The sequence below is a fragment of the Pseudomonas sp. YNh genome (assembly GCF_037993085.1).
Taxonomy (GTDB): domain Bacteria; phylum Pseudomonadota; class Gammaproteobacteria; order Pseudomonadales; family Pseudomonadaceae; genus Aquipseudomonas; species Aquipseudomonas putida.
On the sequence record NZ_JBBMRJ010000002.1, the window covers coordinates 373,705 to 390,018 of the forward strand.

General features: G+C 63.4%; 15 protein-coding genes. 8 read left to right on the forward strand and 7 right to left on the reverse strand.

Annotation, left to right across the window (positions count from 1 at the left end; all coding sequences use genetic code 11):
* Nucleotides 1–10: 10 nt before the first annotated feature.
* Both WF331_RS03660 and pilM read right to left on the reverse strand, forming a co-directional pair.
* Complete coding sequence (locus tag WF331_RS03660) at nt 11–547, reverse strand: PilN domain-containing protein (RefSeq protein WP_059394472.1); 537 nt, start codon at nt 545–547, stop codon at nt 11–13.
* Nucleotides 544–1,425 carry a type IV pilus biogenesis protein PilM gene (gene pilM / locus WF331_RS03665; protein ID WP_049274632.1) on the reverse strand — a complete coding sequence of 294 codons (882 nt, stop codon included), beginning with the start codon at nt 1,423–1,425 and terminating at the stop codon, nt 544–546. Before pilM ends, WF331_RS03660 begins: the two co-directional genes overlap by 4 nt.
* A 193-nt stretch (nt 1,426–1,618) precedes the next feature.
* On the opposite strand from pilM, the gene WF331_RS03670 reads away from it, so the two are divergent.
* Nucleotides 1,619–4,069, forward strand: a complete 2,451-nt coding sequence (locus tag WF331_RS03670; protein WP_415752964.1) for a penicillin-binding protein 1A — start codon at nt 1,619–1,621, stop codon at nt 4,067–4,069.
* Nucleotides 4,070–4,223: 154 nt separating this feature from the next.
* Here the strand turns inward: WF331_RS03670 and WF331_RS03675 are convergent, their stop codons facing one another.
* The 3 genes from WF331_RS03675 to rpmE all read right to left on the reverse strand — a co-directional run bounded on the left by WF331_RS03675 (nt 4,224) and on the right by rpmE (nt 6,710).
* On the reverse strand, nt 4,224–5,492 hold the full coding sequence (locus tag WF331_RS03675; protein ID WP_016502048.1) for a malic enzyme-like NAD(P)-binding protein: 1,269 nt from the start codon (nt 5,490–5,492) through the stop codon (nt 4,224–4,226).
* Nucleotides 5,493–5,670: 178 nt separating this feature from the next.
* A complete protein-coding gene (locus tag WF331_RS03680) occupies nt 5,671–6,492 on the reverse strand; it encodes a thermonuclease family protein (protein WP_174371083.1) in 822 nt (273 codons plus the stop codon).
* 2 nt (nt 6,493–6,494) lie between these two features.
* Nucleotides 6,495–6,710, reverse strand: coding sequence for a 50S ribosomal protein L31 (gene rpmE, locus WF331_RS03685; RefSeq protein WP_016489630.1), 216 nt, complete (start codon nt 6,708–6,710; stop codon nt 6,495–6,497).
* Between the two features lie 167 nt (nt 6,711–6,877).
* On the opposite strand from rpmE, the gene WF331_RS03690 reads away from it, so the two are divergent.
* The 3 genes from WF331_RS03690 to WF331_RS03700 all read left to right on the forward strand — a co-directional run bounded on the left by WF331_RS03690 (nt 6,878) and on the right by WF331_RS03700 (nt 11,654).
* Complete coding sequence (locus WF331_RS03690; RefSeq protein WP_041167932.1) at nt 6,878–9,097, forward strand: primosomal protein N'; 2,220 nt, start codon at nt 6,878–6,880, stop codon at nt 9,095–9,097.
* 120 nt (nt 9,098–9,217) lie between these two features.
* Nucleotides 9,218–10,954, forward strand: a complete 1,737-nt coding sequence (gene argS / locus WF331_RS03695; protein ID WP_016502051.1) for an arginine--tRNA ligase — start codon at nt 9,218–9,220, stop codon at nt 10,952–10,954.
* A 1-nt stretch (nt 10,955) separates the two neighbouring features.
* A complete protein-coding gene (locus tag WF331_RS03700) occupies nt 10,956–11,654 on the forward strand; it encodes an SPOR domain-containing protein (RefSeq protein WP_016502052.1) in 699 nt (232 codons plus the stop codon).
* Nucleotides 11,655–11,721: 67 nt separating this feature from the next.
* On the opposite strand, the gene WF331_RS03705 is transcribed toward WF331_RS03700, so the two are convergent.
* Nucleotides 11,722–12,138, reverse strand: a complete 417-nt coding sequence (locus WF331_RS03705) for an NINE protein (RefSeq protein ID WP_016502053.1) — start codon at nt 12,136–12,138, stop codon at nt 11,722–11,724.
* A 166-nt stretch (nt 12,139–12,304) separates the two neighbouring features.
* On the opposite strand from WF331_RS03705, the gene WF331_RS03710 reads away from it, so the two are divergent.
* Nucleotides 12,305–12,931 carry a C40 family peptidase gene (locus WF331_RS03710; protein WP_016502054.1) on the forward strand — a complete coding sequence of 209 codons (627 nt, stop codon included), beginning with the start codon at nt 12,305–12,307 and terminating at the stop codon, nt 12,929–12,931.
* A gap of 112 nt (nt 12,932–13,043) precedes the next feature.
* Here WF331_RS03710 and WF331_RS03715 read toward each other — a convergent pair whose 3' ends face one another.
* On the reverse strand, nt 13,044–14,042 hold the full coding sequence (locus tag WF331_RS03715; protein ID WP_340622656.1) for a type IV pilus twitching motility protein PilT: 999 nt from the start codon (nt 14,040–14,042) through the stop codon (nt 13,044–13,046).
* Nucleotides 14,043–14,107: 65 nt separating this feature from the next.
* Between WF331_RS03715 and WF331_RS03720 the strand changes: the two genes are divergently transcribed.
* Genes WF331_RS03720 through WF331_RS03730 form a run of 3 tightly spaced genes read left to right on the forward strand, consistent with a single transcriptional unit; the run spans nt 14,108 to nt 16,252 of the window.
* A complete protein-coding gene (locus tag WF331_RS03720) occupies nt 14,108–14,794 on the forward strand; it encodes a YggS family pyridoxal phosphate-dependent enzyme (RefSeq protein WP_084966662.1) in 687 nt (228 codons plus the stop codon).
* Between the two features lie 38 nt (nt 14,795–14,832).
* Nucleotides 14,833–15,651, forward strand: coding sequence for a pyrroline-5-carboxylate reductase (gene proC / locus WF331_RS03725; protein WP_284359008.1), 819 nt, complete (start codon nt 14,833–14,835; stop codon nt 15,649–15,651).
* A 10-nt stretch (nt 15,652–15,661) separates the two neighbouring features.
* The gene (locus WF331_RS03730) at nt 15,662–16,252 is read left to right on the forward strand and encodes a YggT family protein (protein WP_016502058.1); all 591 of its coding nucleotides are present in this window, start codon (nt 15,662–15,664) and stop codon (nt 16,250–16,252) included.
* The last annotated feature ends 62 nt before the right edge of the window (nt 16,253–16,314 follow it).

Genomic DNA, 16,314 nt, shown 5'->3' on the forward strand with positions numbered 1-16,314 from the left:
GGTGCTGCATTCACGACCAGAACGCCGAAACGCGCGCAACGAGCAGAAATTCATCGCCACCCGGCATGCTCCTGACGCGCTTGAGCGCCAGATCGAGCAGAACACCCGACCGATCCAGATCGCGCATGAACTGCGCAACCACTGCGCCGGACGTAGCCAGCCCGGTCATCTGCAGATGGCCGTTTTCCAGGCTGAGGTCGAGAAGCTGGACCCCAACCGGTAGCGCCCTTTCGAGGTCAGCGAATACATCGCCTAGAACACCCTGCTGGGCACGCAAGCCCTCTAGCGCTGCCGACCGTGCGATGAGTGCCTCATGCTGTGCACGCACATCAGCCAGCGGCTGCAGTTGCCCGGCCAGCACCTCAAGGGCGGCATGGTGTTGGGCATTGGCCACCACCTGTTGCTGCCCGCGCTGACGGGCCAACTGGTCGACCAGCGTCACGGCGCACAGCGCCAGCAGTGCGCCGGCAATCAGCTGGCTACGAAAGCGCCGAATCGCCGCCTCGCGCTGCCGTTCACGCCAGGGCATCAGGTTAAGCCGCATCATGGGCGCAACCCTCCAAGTGCCAGGGCGCACGCCAGGAGCATCGTGCCGTCAACGTGTTCCAGCCCCTCCAGGCCAGGTAAATGCCTGCACGGCGTAGTCAGCTGGTGACCAAGGTTTTGCAACCAGGTTGGGTCCACCGATGAGCTGCTGGTAATCCACAGGCCACCAGGCAAATGCTCATCGGCAAGCAGCGCGTGCAGTTGCTCCGACAACTGCCCCATGTTGTTCAGCCCCTGCACTTGAAGCTCACGACGCTGGTAAGGCCGGTCGGGCTGCCAGTCATAAAGCACTGCGCTGTGCGCTTCGACCCGCAGCAGTGCCGAACCTTCGAGGCAGCCCTGAGGCAACATGCGGCACAAGGCAATGTTGTCGACCTCGATAGCCTCCAGTTGCAACCCGGCCTCTTTGACGATGGCATCAAGAGACGCCAACGCACTTTGCCGACACGCGGCCACCATCACCTCGGCGCACCCCGGTTGCGTGGGGGATGCCCCCAGGACTTGAAAGTCCAGGGCCAAGTCCTCCAACGGAAACGGAAACAGCCGCTCGGCGTCGGCCAGCAACTGCGTCTCCAGTTCTGCCCCGGCCTGCTCCATCGGCAAATGACACCGCTTGCAGATCACCTGGCTGGCCGGTAACGCCAACGCTACCCGACGCTGCCTCAGGCCGCTGCGCAGGTAGGCACGGCGCAGGGCTGCCACCACGGTAGCGGGCTCCGCGACCCAATCCTTGCCTGCCAGTAATTCGAACGGCTCTTGTGCCGATGCAAGCACCCGGCAGCGCCGATTGCGCCGCTGAAGTTGCACAACACGAACAGCGTCAGGGGCAATTTCCACCCCCACGAGTGAACTGGCATCCTTGCCAAAGCGTCCTAACATGCGGCTTCCTTGCTGCCTGCTGCAGCGGTCGGTCGCAACCCCGCGTCAACACTAGGCCCGGCCTGCCCATCGAGGCGACGGGCAGCCTGGCCGGTAACCCGGAGAGGCGAAAAAATGCTTATAATGCCCAGCGCTTTCTGGTCCGCCGGGCCTGCGTGCTACCCACTCTCAACCTGGACACCGAAAAGCCTTGATACGTCTGCTGAAGTTCTTCTGGTGGTCTTCCGTCGCAGTCATTTGCGCGCTCGTACTCGGTGTGAGCGGTGCGTTTCTGTATCTTAGCCCCAGCCTGCCCTCGGTCGAGTCCCTCAGAAGCATCCAGTTGCAGATCCCCCTCAGGGTGTACAGCAGCGACGGCAAACTGATTGCCGAATTCGGCGAAATGCGCCGCTCGCCGATCCGTTTCGCGGAAATTCCGCCACAGTTCATTCAGGCGCTTCTGTCAGCCGAGGACGACAATTTCCTCAATCACTACGGTGTCGACCCCAGCAGCCTGATGCGTGCAGCGACCCAGCTGGTGAAAACCGGGCACATCCAGACCGGCGGCAGCACCATCACCATGCAGGTGGCGAAGAACTTCTTCCTCACCAGCGAACGCAGCTTCTCGCGCAAGACCAACGAGATCTTGCTGGCCCTGCAGATCGAGCGTGAACTGACCAAGGACGAAATCCTTGAGCTGTACGTGAACAAGATCTACCTGGGCAACCGCGCCTACGGCATCGATGCCGCCGCGCAGGTGTACTACGGCAAATCGATCCGCGACGTGAGCCTGGCGCAGATGGCGATGATCGCCGGCCTGCCCAAGGCACCGTCACGCTTCAACCCGCTGGCCAACCCGGTGCGCGCCAAGGAGCGCCGCGACTGGATCCTCGGCCGCATGTACAAGCTGGGCAAGATCGACCAGGCCAGCTACCAGACCGCCCTGGCCGAGCCGCTCAATGCCAGCTACCACGTGCCGACGCCTGAGGTGAATGCGCCTTACATCGCCGAAATGGCCCGCGCCGAAATGGTCGGCCGCTACGGCAGCGACGCCTACACCGAAGGCTTCCGCGTCACCACCACGGTGCCCAGCGACATGCAGGACATGGCCAACAAGGCCATTCTCAAAGGCCTGTCTGATTACGACGAACGCCACGGCTACCGTGGCCCCGAAGCACGCTTCCCGGGCCGCACCCAGGCAGCCTGGCTGCAGGAGCTGGGCAAGCAGCGCATCCTTGGCGGCCTGGAACCGGCCATCGTCACCCATGTCGACAAAACCGGCCTCCAGGTACTGACCCGGGACGGCCAGCAAGCCGAAGTTGCCTGGGACACCATGAAATGGGCGCGCCCGTTCATCAACAGTAACGCCCAGGGCCGCTCACCGCAGTCACCGGCAGACGTGGCGCAGGTCGGTGACCTGGTGCGCCTGCAGCGCCTGGAAGATGGCAAGCTCAAGTTCAGCCAGGTGCCTGGCGCGCAAAGCGCCCTGGTCACCCTCGACCCTTACAACGGTGCCATCCGCGCGCTGGTTGGCGGCTTCTCGTTCGAGCAGAGCAACTACAACCGCGCCATGCAGGCCAAGCGCCAGCCTGGTTCGAGCTTCAAGCCGTTCATCTACAGTGCTGCGCTGGACAGCGGCTACACCGCATCCACCCTGGTCAACGATGCGCCGATCGTGTTCGTCGACGAATCCGTGGACAAAGTGTGGCGTCCGAAGAACGACACCAACACCTTCCTCGGCCCGATCCGCCTGCGCGAAGCGCTGTACAAGTCGCGTAACCTGGTGTCGATCCGCTTGCTGCAGGCCATGGGTGTAGACCGCACCATCGACTACATCGCCAAGTTCGGCTTCAACAAGCAGGACCTGCCGCGCAACCTGTCGCTGGCCCTGGGCACCGCCACCCTGACCCCGATGGAAATCGCCACAGGCTGGAGCACCTTTGCCAACGGCGGCTACAAGGTCACCCCGTACCTGATCGACCGCATCGAAAGCCGCAACGGCGAAACCCTGTTCACTGCCAACCCGCCCCGCGTACCGCAAGGTGCCGAGGACCAGGCTGGCCTGGCGGCACCCGAACAGCCGATCAGCACTGCTGCCATGCCAGGTGAGGCGCCATCCGCCTTCAACCAGGCGGCCGCTGCACCGCAAACGCCGGCTGTGGCTGAACAGATCGTCGACGGGCGCACCACCTACATCCTCACCAGCATGCTGCAGGACGTGATCAAGCGCGGTACCGGCCGCCGGGCGCTGGCCCTGGGCCGCACCGACCTGGCGGGCAAGACCGGTACTACCAACGAGTCCAAGGACGCCTGGTTCTCCGGCTACAACGCCGATTACGTGACCACCGTATGGGTCGGTTTCGACCAGCCGGAAACCCTCGGCCGCCGCGAATACGGCGGCACGGCGGCGCTGCCGATCTGGATGAGCTTCATGGGCGCGGCGCTCAAGGACAAGCCGGCGCATGCGCCAGCAGAGCCGGAAGGCATCCTCAGCCTGCGCGTCGACCCGATCAGCGGCCGAGCTGCCTCCCCGAGCACGCCGAATGCCTTCTTCGAGCTGTTCAAGGCCGAAGATTCGCCACCCTCCGTGGACGAACTGGGCAATGGCGCAGCACCGGGCAGCCCGCTGCCGGCCGATGAAGCGGCGCCGATGGATCTGTTCTGAGGCAGGGTGCCTGACTGGGGTTATGTGGGGCTGCTGACATCGAGCGCCACAAGTGCCCTGACGAACACATTTCAGCCCTGGCACATTCCCAAGCCCCAACAAAAAGCCCCGGTTCAAAAGAACCGGGGCTTTTTCATTACAGCTACAGCGGCAATCAGCCGTTGAACACTTCATCCACGCTGGTCAGCGGGTAGTGCTTCGGATACGGCAGGGTAGCCACGCCGGATTCGATAGCGGCCTTGGCCACAGCGTCGGAAACGACAGTGATCAGGCGTGCGTCCAGCGGCTTCGGAATGATGTACTCACGACCGAACTCCAGGCCTTCGACACCGTAGGCTTCGCACACTTCTTTCGGCACTGGCAGCTTGGCCAGGTCCTTCAGGGCGATGGCGGCGGCGATCTTCATTTCTTCGTTGATGCGCTTGGCACGAACGTCCAGGGCACCACGGAAGATGAACGGGAAGCCCAGAACGTTGTTGACCTGGTTCGGGTAGTCGGAACGACCGGTGGCCATGATCACATCGTTGCGAGTGGCGTGCGCCAGCTCAGGCGAGATTTCCGGATCCGGGTTCGAGCAGGCGAACACGATCGGGTTGGCAGCCATCGACTTCAGGCCTTCAGGGCTCAGCAGGTTCGGGCCGGACAGGCCTACGAACACGTCAGCACCGTCGAGCGCGTCAGCCAGGGTGCGCTTGTCGGTAGCGTGGGCGAACTGGGCCTTGTACTGGTTCAGGTCGTCACGGCCAGCGTGGATGACACCGCTGCGGTCGATCATGTAGATGTTTTCGACCTTGCCACCCATGCTCACCAGCAGCTTCATGCAGGAGATGGCAGCAGCCCCGGCACCCAGGCAGACGATCTTGGCGTCTTCGAGCTTCTTGCCGGCGATTTCCAGGGCGTTGATCATGCCGGCTGCGGTAACGATGGCGGTACCGTGCTGGTCATCGTGGAACACCGGGATGTCGCACTGTTCGATCAGGGTGCGCTCGATTTCGAAGCACTCAGGTGCCTTGATGTCTTCGAGGTTGATGCCACCGAAGGTGATCGAGATACGGCGAACGGTGTCGATGAACGCTTGCGGGCTTTCCGATTCGACTTCGATGTCGAACACGTCAATACCAGCGAAACGCTTGAACAGAACGCCCTTGCCTTCCATGACCGGCTTGGAAGCCAGTGGGCCGAGGTCACCCAGACCGAGGATGGCGGTGCCATCGGAAATCACCGCAACCAGGTTGCCTTTGCCGGTGTATTTGTAAGCCAGCTCTGGATCACGGCCGATTTCACGCACGGGCTCAGCAACACCTGGGCTGTAGGCCAGGGCGAGGTCACGGGCGGTGGCAGTGGGCTTGGAGAGTTCGACGCTCAGTTTCCCCGGACGAGGTTGAGCGTGGTATTCGAGAGCGGCGGTTTTCAGGTCTGACATGGTGGGCATTCCGCTATTTACTGTTCTGACGGACCGCCGAGGATACGCAAAGAGCCGGGGAGTCACAAGACTGGTCGGTCACTTGTGTCAAGGCCTTTAGCCTACGACTTTACGCTATAACCCACGGGGGCATACGGCTAACAGTGTGTACAATCCAATAGCTAAATGTCTACATCTTTTAGCCTGAAAAACGCTCCAACATGCTCGGATCGGTCAATGGCAACACCCAGCGTCGCTGCCCAGGCTTCAGGCCGCCCTTGCGGGAACGGTCCAGCACCCAGCCTCGCGCTTCGACCTGGCGTCCCTTGAGGTTATCGAAGAAGCTGGCGGGGAAGTTGCGTTGCAGACGAGCGGGAACCTGCAGCACCACAGTGTCGTCCAGGGTGAGCCAGACCCCACCACGATTGCGCTCGATACCCTTGATGCGGCCACCGACCACAGCGAAGCCCGACTGCCTGACATTGCCTGCAGGCACCACGGGCGAGCGTCGCCACACACCGACACCGCCCTTGCGCGCCGCTTGCTCGGCAACCTGCAGGCAGCCGCTGAGGCTTACATTGGGGGCAACTGCCACGCGGTAGCCCAAACCCTCGCTGAGCAACCGTGCTTCCATATTGTCGCCATTCAGGCCGTAGATATGCGCCAGTGTGCGGCCATACTTGTCTTTTCCCTCAACGCCCGGCACCAGCCCGACGCGGCCGTCACTGGCATTGACCAATGCTTGAAGGCGTCGCCTGGCGGCCTCGGCATAGGGCTCGCTGCTGCGCCCTTTGCGGCCGACTTCCGGGGTATTGATGCCGATCAGGCGCACGCTGCGGCCATCGACCAGGCGCAAGGTATCGCCATCCACCACCTGGCGTACCTGCACTTGCTGTGGCTGCTCCGGCAGCGGGCAGAACGCCAGGGCTGGGAAATGCCAGATGACGCCCATAAAAAAAGCGCCCACAAGGGGCGCTTTTTTTTGCAGCAATGCGAAACCCGAGGGGTTCGCCATGCGCATGATTACTTCTTGGCACCGAACATGCCGAAGCGATCGGCGAACTTCTGTACGCGACCACCGGTGTCCAGGACTTTCTGCTTACCGGTGTAGAACGGGTGGCACAGGTTGCAAACGTCGATCGACAGGGTGTTGCCCAGGGTCGAACGGCTTTCGAACTTGTTGCCGCAGCTGCAGGTGACTGCAACTACTTCATAGTTCGGGTGGATACCTTCTTTCATGGTCGCTTCCTCGAGCTGCGTGCCGCCATCCAACACCAATTGTTGAATACCGCACGTAATTAGGCGGCAAATAATACCAGAGCGCTGCGCTAGTGCAAGTTGTCGCTTGCACCGACCGTCGTCTGCTAGGCTCGCCAGTCTTTGATACGCCCTCCGAGACCTTCCGCGTGCCCGACGTCATCCTGCGCCTTGCCCTGCCCTCCCCGCTGCGTCGCCTGTTCGACTACAAGGCACCCGCGAGCATGGCGCGCCAGGCCTTGACCCCAGGCATGCGCATTCGCGTGCCATTCGGCCGCCGCGAGATGATAGGCGTGCTGGTGGAGGTGTGCGCGCAGAGCGAGGTGCCCGCCGACAAGCTCAAGCCGGCCAGCGCCCTGCTCGATCCGGTATCGCCGATCCCGCCATCGCTATTCAAACTGTGCCTGTGGACCGCCCAGTACTACCAGCACAGCCTGGGCGATACCCTGAGCTGGGCCCTGCCGACGCTATTGCGCCAGGGCGAACCTGCCGAGATGCGCCAGGAGCGCTTCTGGCATATTGCCCCCGGTGCCCGCCTGGAAGACCCCCGGATCGCCCGCGCGCCGCGCCAGCGCGACGCCCTCAAGACCCTGGCCCAGCATCCGCACGGCGTGGCCCACAGCCTGCTGGCCAAGCTCAACCTGAACAAGGACAGCCTCGACCTGCTGCTGGCCAAGGAGCTGGTGCAGATTGAAGTCCGCCGGCACTCGCCGGCGCTACGCCACGAACACTGGCTGGCGCAGCCGGAACTGCCGCTCAACGATGAGCAGCGCGACGCCTTTGACGCTGTGCGCGAAGGCTTTGGGGGCTTTGGCGCATTCCTGCTGGCCGGCGTCACCGGCAGCGGCAAGACCGAGGTCTACCTGCAGCTGATTCGTGAAACCCTGGAAGCCGGGAAGCAGGCGCTGGTGCTGATCCCGGAGATCAACCTCGGCCCACAGACCCTGGCGCGCTTCGAGCAACGCTTCAACGCCCGCATCGCGCTGCTGCATTCGGCGGTGAACGACCGCGAGCGCCTGGACGCCTGGCTGGCTGCCCGGGACGGCGAGGCCGATATCATCATCGGCACCCGCTCGGCATTGTTCACGCCGATGAAAAACCCCGGCCTGATCATCATCGACGAGGAGCACGACGGTTCCTATAAACAGCAGGAGGGGCTGCGCTATCACGCCCGCGACCTGGCACTGGTGCGCGCCCACCAGGAGAACATCCCGATCCTGCTAGGTTCTGCCACGCCGTCGCTGGAAACCCTGCACAACGCCCTGACCGGTCGCTACCGCCTGCTGCGCATGAACCAGCGCGCCGGTGGCGCCCGCCCGCCGCGCATGCTGCGCCTGGACGTAAAGAGCCTGCCACTGGACAGCGGTATCAGCGGCCCGCTGCAGCAAGCCATCCGCCAGACCCTGGAGGCGGGCCAGCAAGTGCTGGTATTCCTGAACCGCCGCGGCTTCGCCCCGACCTTGCTGTGCCACGATTGTGGCTGGCTGTCCGAGTGCCCGCGCTGTGATGCACGCATGACCGTGCACCAGCGTTCTGGCGTGCTGCGCTGCCACCACTGTGGCTACGACGAACGCCTGCCGCACCAGTGCCCGCAGTGCAACCACGTGGACCTGCGCCCGGTCGGCGCGGGCACCGAGCGCGCCGAAGAACGCCTGAAGGTGCTGTTCCCGGACTACCCGATCCTGCGGGTGGACCGCGACAGCACGGCGCGCAAGGACGCCATGCACAACCTGTTCACTACCATACAGCGCGGCCAGCCGAGCATCCTGGTCGGTACGCAGATGCTTGCCAAGGGCCACCACTTCCCCCGGGTGACCCTGGTGGCCATCCTCGACGCCGATGGTGGGCTGTTCTCGGGTGATTTTCGCGCCAGTGAGCGCATGGCGCAGCTGATCGTGCAGGTGGCCGGGCGCGCCGGTCGGGCCGAAGAGCCAGGCAAGGTCATCATCCAGACCCACCTGGCCGACCACCCGCTGTTGGTGCAGCTTACCGAGCAGGGCTACTTCGCCTTTGCCGAACAGGCCCTGGACGAACGCCGCGCCGCCGGGCTGCCGCCCTACTCCCACCTGGCCCTGCTGCGCGCCGAAGCGCACAAGCCGGGGCAGGCCGAAGGTTTCCTTGACGAAGCCTGCGCCGCCGCCGAACGCCTGGTGGCCGAGCAGCGCCTGCCGGGCATCGAACTGCTGGGCCCGGTGCCGGCGCCCATGGAGCGCCGCGCCGGGCGCTTCCGTGCGCAACTGTTGATACAGGCCAATACCCGGGCGCCTTTGCATCGACTGATCAGTGCCTGGTTGCTAGTGTTGGAGCAGATGCCCAGCGGGCGGCAGGTACGCTGGTCGCTGGACGTCGACCCGGTCGACCTGTACTGACGTCTGGCGCTGCTTTGCAGCCCCAAAGGTTGGCAACCCGCTCCCGGCAACGGATAATGCCCAGTTTTTCCACCTGCGCATCCAGGCGCTCACCGCGCTTGCGGTCGAAAAGAGATCCCCATGAAAGACACCATTCGCCAGCTGGTCCAGCAAGCCCTCACCCAACTCGTCACCGACGGTGTGCTGCCTGAAGGGCTGTCGCCGGCGATCCAGGTGGAAAACGCCCGGGACAAGACCCACGGCGACTTCGCCAGCAACATCGCCATGATGCTGGCCAAGCAGGCAGGCATGAAGCCACGCGACCTGGCCGAAAAACTGATCAACGCCCTGCCGGCCAGCGCCGACATCAGCAAAGTGGAAATCGCCGGCCCCGGCTTCCTCAACTTCTTCCAGAACACCGACGCCCTGGCCAACCGCCTGGACGCTGCCCTGGCCGATGACCACCTCGGCGTGCGCAAGGCCGGCCCGAGCGAAAAGGTCGTCATCGACATGTCGGCGCCAAACCTGGCCAAAGAGATGCACGTCGGCCACCTGCGCTCGACCATCATCGGTGACAGCGTCGCACGCGTGCTGGAATTTTTGGGTGACAACGTCATTCGCCAGAACCACGTCGGCGACTGGGGCACCCAGTTCGGCATGCTGATGGCCTACCTGCAGGAAAACCCGATCACCAGCGACGAGCTGTCGGACCTGGAGAACTTCTACCGGGCGGCGAAGAAGCGCTTCGACGAATCGGAAGAGTTCGCCACGCGCGCCCGTGGCCTGGTGGTCAAGCTGCAAGCCGGCGACCCTGAGTGCCTGGCCCTGTGGACCCGCTTCAAGGACATCTCGCTGTCGCACTGCCAGAAGACTTACGAGCTGCTCAACGTCAAATTGACCATGGCCGACGTGATGGGCGAAAGCGCCTACAACGACGACCTGGCCAACGTGGTGGCCGACCTCAAGGCCAAGGGCCTGCTGGTCGAAGACCAGGGCGCCCAGTGCGTGTTCCTGGAAGAATTCAAGAACAGCGAAGGCGAACCCCTGCCGGTGATCGTGCAAAAAGCCGACGGCGGCTACCTGTACGCCACCACAGACCTGGCCGCAGTGCGCTATCGCAGCAACGTGCTCAACGCTGACCGCGCCCTGTACTTCGTCGACCAGCGCCAGGCCCTGCACTTCAACCAGGTATTCGAAGTGGCACGCCGTGCAGGCTTTGTCGGCCACCCGATGCAGATGGAGCACATGGGCTTCGGCACCATGAACGGCGCCGACGGCCGCCCGTTCAAGACCCGTGACGGCGGCACCGTCAAGCTGATCGACCTGCTCACCGAGGCCAAGGAGCGCGCCTACGCGCTGGTCAAGGAAAAGAACCCGAGCCTGGCTGACGAAGATCTGCGCCACATCGGCGAAGTGGTTGGCATTGGCGCAGTGAAATACGCCGACCTGTCCAAGCACCGCACCAGCGACTACAGCTTCAACTTCGAGCTGATGCTCAACTTCGAAGGCAACACCGCCCCGTACCTGCTGTACGCCTACACCCGCGTAGCCGGCGTATTCCGCAAGCTGGGCAAGGGCTTTGACGAAGTCGAAGGCAAGATCGTGCTGCAGGCCGCCCACGAGCAGGACCTGGCTGCGCGCCTGGCGCAGTTTGGCGAAACCCTCAATAGCGTCGCCGAAAAAGGCACACCGCACGTGCTGTGCAGCTACCTGTACGACCTGGCCGGGCTGTTCTCCAGCTTCTACGAGAACTGCCCGATCCTCGCCGCCGAAACCCCGGAGCAACAGCAAAGCCGCCTGCGCCTGGCCGCCCTGACCGGCCGCACCCTCAAACAAGGTCTGGAACTGCTCGGCCTGGAAACCCTGGAGCGCATGTAAGTTGGCTGCCAAGAAAAAACCCGCCCCAAAACGCGGCGCCAGCCGCCAGACGGCACCGGCCAAACAGCCGATCCCTGGTTGGGTATGGATGGCCGTCGGCCTCACCGTCGGCGCGTTCATCGTGTTCCTGATGAAGCTCGAGCCGGGGGGCGATGACATCAAGCGTGCCAAGCCCGAGCAGCAGAAGACGGAAAAGGTGACCGAAGCCAGCAAGCCTGCGCAGGCCACCCCGCAGCAGCCGGTGAAGCCGAAGTACGACTTCTACACCCTGCTGCCGGAGTCTGAGGTGATCGTGCCGCCAGAAGCGGTACCGGAGAAGACGCCACCGGTACCGGCCCAGCCCGTGACCCCGGTGACGCCGGCAGAAGCGGCAAAAATCGACACCGCGCGGGCCCAGGCGGCATTGCTGGGCCAGACCCCGCCACCGCCACCACCGGTGATCAAGCCGGCTGCGACCACCCAGTACTTCCTGCAGGCTGGCTCGTTCCGCAAGCAGGCCGATGCCGACAAGGTCCGTGCGCAGATCATCCTCCTGGGCCAGTCGGTGAAGGTGGAGTCGGGTACGGTCAAGGACGAGACGTGGTACCGCGTACTGGTCGGGCCCTTCAGCAACCGTGAACAGCTGACCGGTGCGCAGAAGCAACTGGCCGGGGCCGGGTTCAGCAACCTGCTGCTGCAACAACGGCAGACCCGGCAGTAACCCAGCCACAAAAAAAGGCCTTGCCGCTTCGGTGCGACAAGGCCTTTTTCATTACCCGCGAAGCATTTCAACGCAAGGCGTTGCGCTCGGACACCTGGCTGTTCAACGTCCAGAAGTCATACAGCACCCCCACCAGGAACAAGCCGCCGGTAAAGAAGTAAATGATCGCGGTGATCCACTTGCCCTGATACAGCCGATGCAGGCCAAACACCCCAAGGAAGGTCAGCAGGATCCAGGCGATGTTGTAGTCGATACGCCCGGACTGGAACCGCAGGTCTGCTTCACGGTCCATGGCCGGGATCAGGAACAGGTCGATCAACCAGCCAATGCCCAGCAGGCCCAAGGTGAAGAACCAAATGGTGCCGGTGATGGGCTTGCCGTAGTAGAAGCGATGCGACCCGGTGAAGCCGAAAATCCACAGCAGGTAACCGATGACCTTGCTGTGAGTGTCGTGATAGGGCGCCCCCTGTTGATAAGTATTCATTCATAGCCCTCGTGGGTTATCCGAAAATTTTCTAAAAAAAAATGTGACTTTCTTGTCGCAGGCCGACGTACGGCACCTGGGCAATCGACCAACGGATCAAAGATTGATCAAAAAGCTGTTATAAAGTTGCGCGCCCAACACATAACTATTCATAAGAGCTTCATCTATGCCGCCTTTGATCAAGACATGGCTGACCCTCTGCCTATTATTGCCCCTGGCCGCCCACGCCACCAATCGTGAGCAACGTCTTCCCAATGGTTTCACCGGCTACACCACCAATGCCTCGGTGAAACACGCGCCGGTCAAGCAGACCGCTCTACGCGCACGCCCAGCCAATGCCGCCAGCAACCGCGGCTTGCCAGTGGCTGCCATGTCGCCGAAGCAGAGCAGCGATGTGCTCAGCCGTGCCGTGAATGTGCTCGGTACCCCTTATGTTTGGGGTGGCAGCAGCCCGAAAAAAGGGTTCGACTGCAGCGGGCTGGTGAAATACGCCTTCAACGATGTCGCAGACGTCGACCTGCCGCGCACCTCCAATGCCATGGCCCAGGGCCATGGCGTCAAGGTGGCCAAGGGTGACCTCAAGCCTGGCGACCTGATTTTCTTCAACATCAAGAGCCGCCGGGTGAACCATGTTGCCATCTACCTGGGCAACGACCGCTTCATCCACGCACCACGGCGTGGCAAGCGGGTAAGCATCGACAACCTGAGCAAGCCCTACTGGCAGAAGCACTACGTAGTAGCCAAGCGGGTGCTGCCTAAGGAGCAGCAGCAGCTGAACCTGGCCAAGCGCTGAGCAGGCCCGGCCCTTTCGCGGGTGAACCCGCTCCCACAGGGACCGCACAGTCTTCAAAGGCTGCTTCGTACTTGTGGGAGCGGGTTTACCCGCGAAGAGGCCAGAACAGGCACTATAGGTCTTTGATCAGCCCCTTCTCTCTCAGCTCCCGCATTGCCCCCTCCATCGTCCGCATCCCCTGCGCCGCCCCGCCCTGCATCACCGAACACAACTGCGCCATTCGCCCCTCCCGCACCAGGTTGCGCACCGCCGGCGTCGCCACCAGCACTTCCCGCGCCGCCACCCGCCCACCGCCCACACGCCTGACCAGTACCTGAGCCACCACAAGGCGCAACGACTCGGCCAACATGCTTCGCACCAAGGGCTTTTCCTCGGCAGCAAACACCTCCACCAACCGGTCAACGCTGCTGGCCGCCGACCGCGTATGCACGGTCGCCAGCACCAGGTGCCCGGTCTCGGCTGCGCGCAAGGCCAGGCGAACGCTTTCCAGGTCACGTAGCTCACCGATCATGATCACATCCGGGTCCTGGCGCAGCGCACTGCGCAGCCCTTGGGCGAAGCCGCCGCTATGGCGGCCAATCTCACGCTGGTTGATCAGGCTGCGCTGGCTGCTGTGGATAACTTCGACCGGGTCTTCGAGGGTGATGATGTGCAGCGCCCGTTCGCGGTTCAGCTGGTCGATCAACGTCGCCAGGGTGCTGGACTTGCCACTGCCGGTAGGCCCACCGACCAGAATCAGGCCATCAGTGCATTGCGCAACAGCTTGATACACATCCCCCAGGTCGAGCTCATCCAGCGTGGCGATCCGCCCCGGGATCAGCCGAAAGGTAGCCCCAGCGCCGTTCAGTTGGCGAAACAGGTTCAGCCGAAAGCGGCCAAGCCCGGGCAACTCCAGCGCCAGGTCCAGCTCATCGCCCTGGGCCCATTGCCGCCGTTGGTGTTCAGCCAGCAAGGGCGCCATGCCTTCGGCCAGGTCTGCCGGCACCAGAGCCGGCAAATTCATGCGTTGCAAGTCACCCTCAATGCGCAGCATCGGGATCTGGCCCGCCGCCAGGTGCAGGTCCGAAGCCCCCGCATCCACGGCCCGGGCCAACAGGTCGGTCACATCCATGAGACTCCCCAAGGGCCTTCAAGTAGGTAGAATGCCGCAGACCCTCTAGCCGCCGGCATCCGTCCATGTCCACCCTAGCAGACAACCTTTCCGCTATTTCCGCCCGCATCGCCAGCGCTGCCCAGGCTGCCGGGCGCGATCCGGCCAGCGTCCAGTTGCTGGCCGTGAGCAAGACCAAGCCCGCCAGCGCCATTCGCGAAATCCACGCCGCTGGCGTGCGCGATATCGGGGAAAACTACCTACAGGAAGCGCTGACAAAGCAGCAGGCGCTAAGCGACCTGCCCTTGATCTGGCACTTCATCGGCCCCATTCAGTCGAACAAGACCAAAGCCATCGCCGAGCATTTCGACTGGGTGCATTCCGTGGACCGCCTGAAAATTGCCCAACGCCTGTCCGAGCAGCGCCCTGCCGGCCTGGCGCCACTGAACCTCTGCCTGCAAGTGAACGTGAGCGGCGAAGACAGCAAGTCTGGCTGCGCCCCCGCAGACCTTCCGGCCTTGGCCAAGGCCGTGGCCGGGCTGCCCAACCTGCGCTTGCGCGGGTTGATGGCAATCCCCGAGCCCACCGACGACCGCGCCGCCCAGGAAGCTTCCTTCGCCCGCTTGCGCCAGTTGCAGGAAAGCCTGGGCCTTGGCCTGGACACCCTGTCCATGGGCATGAGCCACGACCTGGAAGCGGCTATTGCACAGGGTGCGACCTGGGTACGCATCGGCACCGCCCTGTTCGGTGCCCGCGACTACGGCCAAAACTGACTCCATGCTTTACTCACTCTTCCCCACAAGGACCTGACATGAGCAAGACACGTATTGCCTTTATCGGCGCCGGCAACATGGCCGCCAGCCTGATCGGTGGTTTGCGTGCCCAGGGCCTGGACGCCTCGCAGATCCGCGCCAGCGACCCGGGCGCCGAGACCCGCACCCGCATCCAGGCCGAGCACGGCATCGAAACGTTCGAGAACAACGCCCATGCCATCGACGGCGCCGACGTCATCGTCCTGGCGGTCAAGCCGCAGGTCATGAAAGCCGTGTGCCAGGCCCTGCAACCCAACCTGCAGGATGGCCAACTGATCGTTTCCATTGCCGCCGGCATCACCTGTGCCAGCCTGCAAAGCTGGGTGGGCGCTCGCCCGGTGGTGCGCTGCATGCCCAATACCCCTGCGCTGCTGCGCCAAGGCGTAAGCGGCCTGTACGCAACCGCTGAAGTGTCCGACACGCAGCGCCAGCAGGCCGAACAACTGCTGTCGGCCGTGGGCACAGCCCTGTGGCTGGATCAGGAACAACAACTGGACGCCGTGACCGCAGTGTCCGGCAGCGGCCCTGCGTACTTCTTCCTGCTGATCGAGGCCATGACCGCAGCAGGCGAAAAGCTCGGCCTGCCACGTGAAACCGCTTCGCAGCTGACCTTGCAGACCGCCCTTGGCGCTGCCCGCATGGCGGTTGCCAGCGATGTCGATGCCGCCGAGCTTCGCCGCCGCGTCACCTCGCCCGCCGGCACCACCGAAGCTGCGATCAAGTCGTTCCAGGCCAGCGGCTTCGAAGCCATCGTCGAGCAGGCGCTGCAGGCTGCGGCTACGCGCTCCGCGGAACTGGCCGAACAACTGGGCAAATAAGGAGCTTTAGATGAATGCACTGTCCGGCGCCGCGATCTTCGTGGTGCAAACCCTGGTCAGCCTCTACCTGGTGATCGTCCTGTTGCGTTTTGTCCTGCAACTGGTCAAAGCCAACTTCTATAACCCGCTGTGCCAGTTCGCAGTGCGCGCCACGCAGCCGCTGCTCAAGCCAATCCGCCGGATCATCCCCAGCATCGGTGGGCTGGACACCTCGTCGCTGCTGCTGGCGGTCATCATCCAGGCCCTGCTGATGGGCTTCGTGCTTATGGTCACCTACGGCACCTTCGGTGACGTCCTGCACCTGCTGATGTGGGCGATCATCGGTATCACCTCGCTGTTCCTGAAGATTTTCTGGGTGGCGATGATTGTCATGGTGATCGTCTCCTGGGTTGCCCCCAACAGCCACAACCCGGCCGCCGAGCTGGCCTACCAGATCAGCGAGCCGGTACTGGCACCGTTCCGCCGCCTCGTGCCCAACCTGGGCGGCATGGACATCTCGCCGATCTTCGCCTTCCTGGCGATCCAGGTGATCCAGTCGTTCGTCATGCCCCCCCTGGCCGCCTACGCAGGCATGCCACAAGAACTGTGGCGCATGATCTGACCCTGGTTGCTTCCAGCGGCAAGCCTTTGCTTGCCGCTGGGGGTAGCGCTCTTTAGACTTAC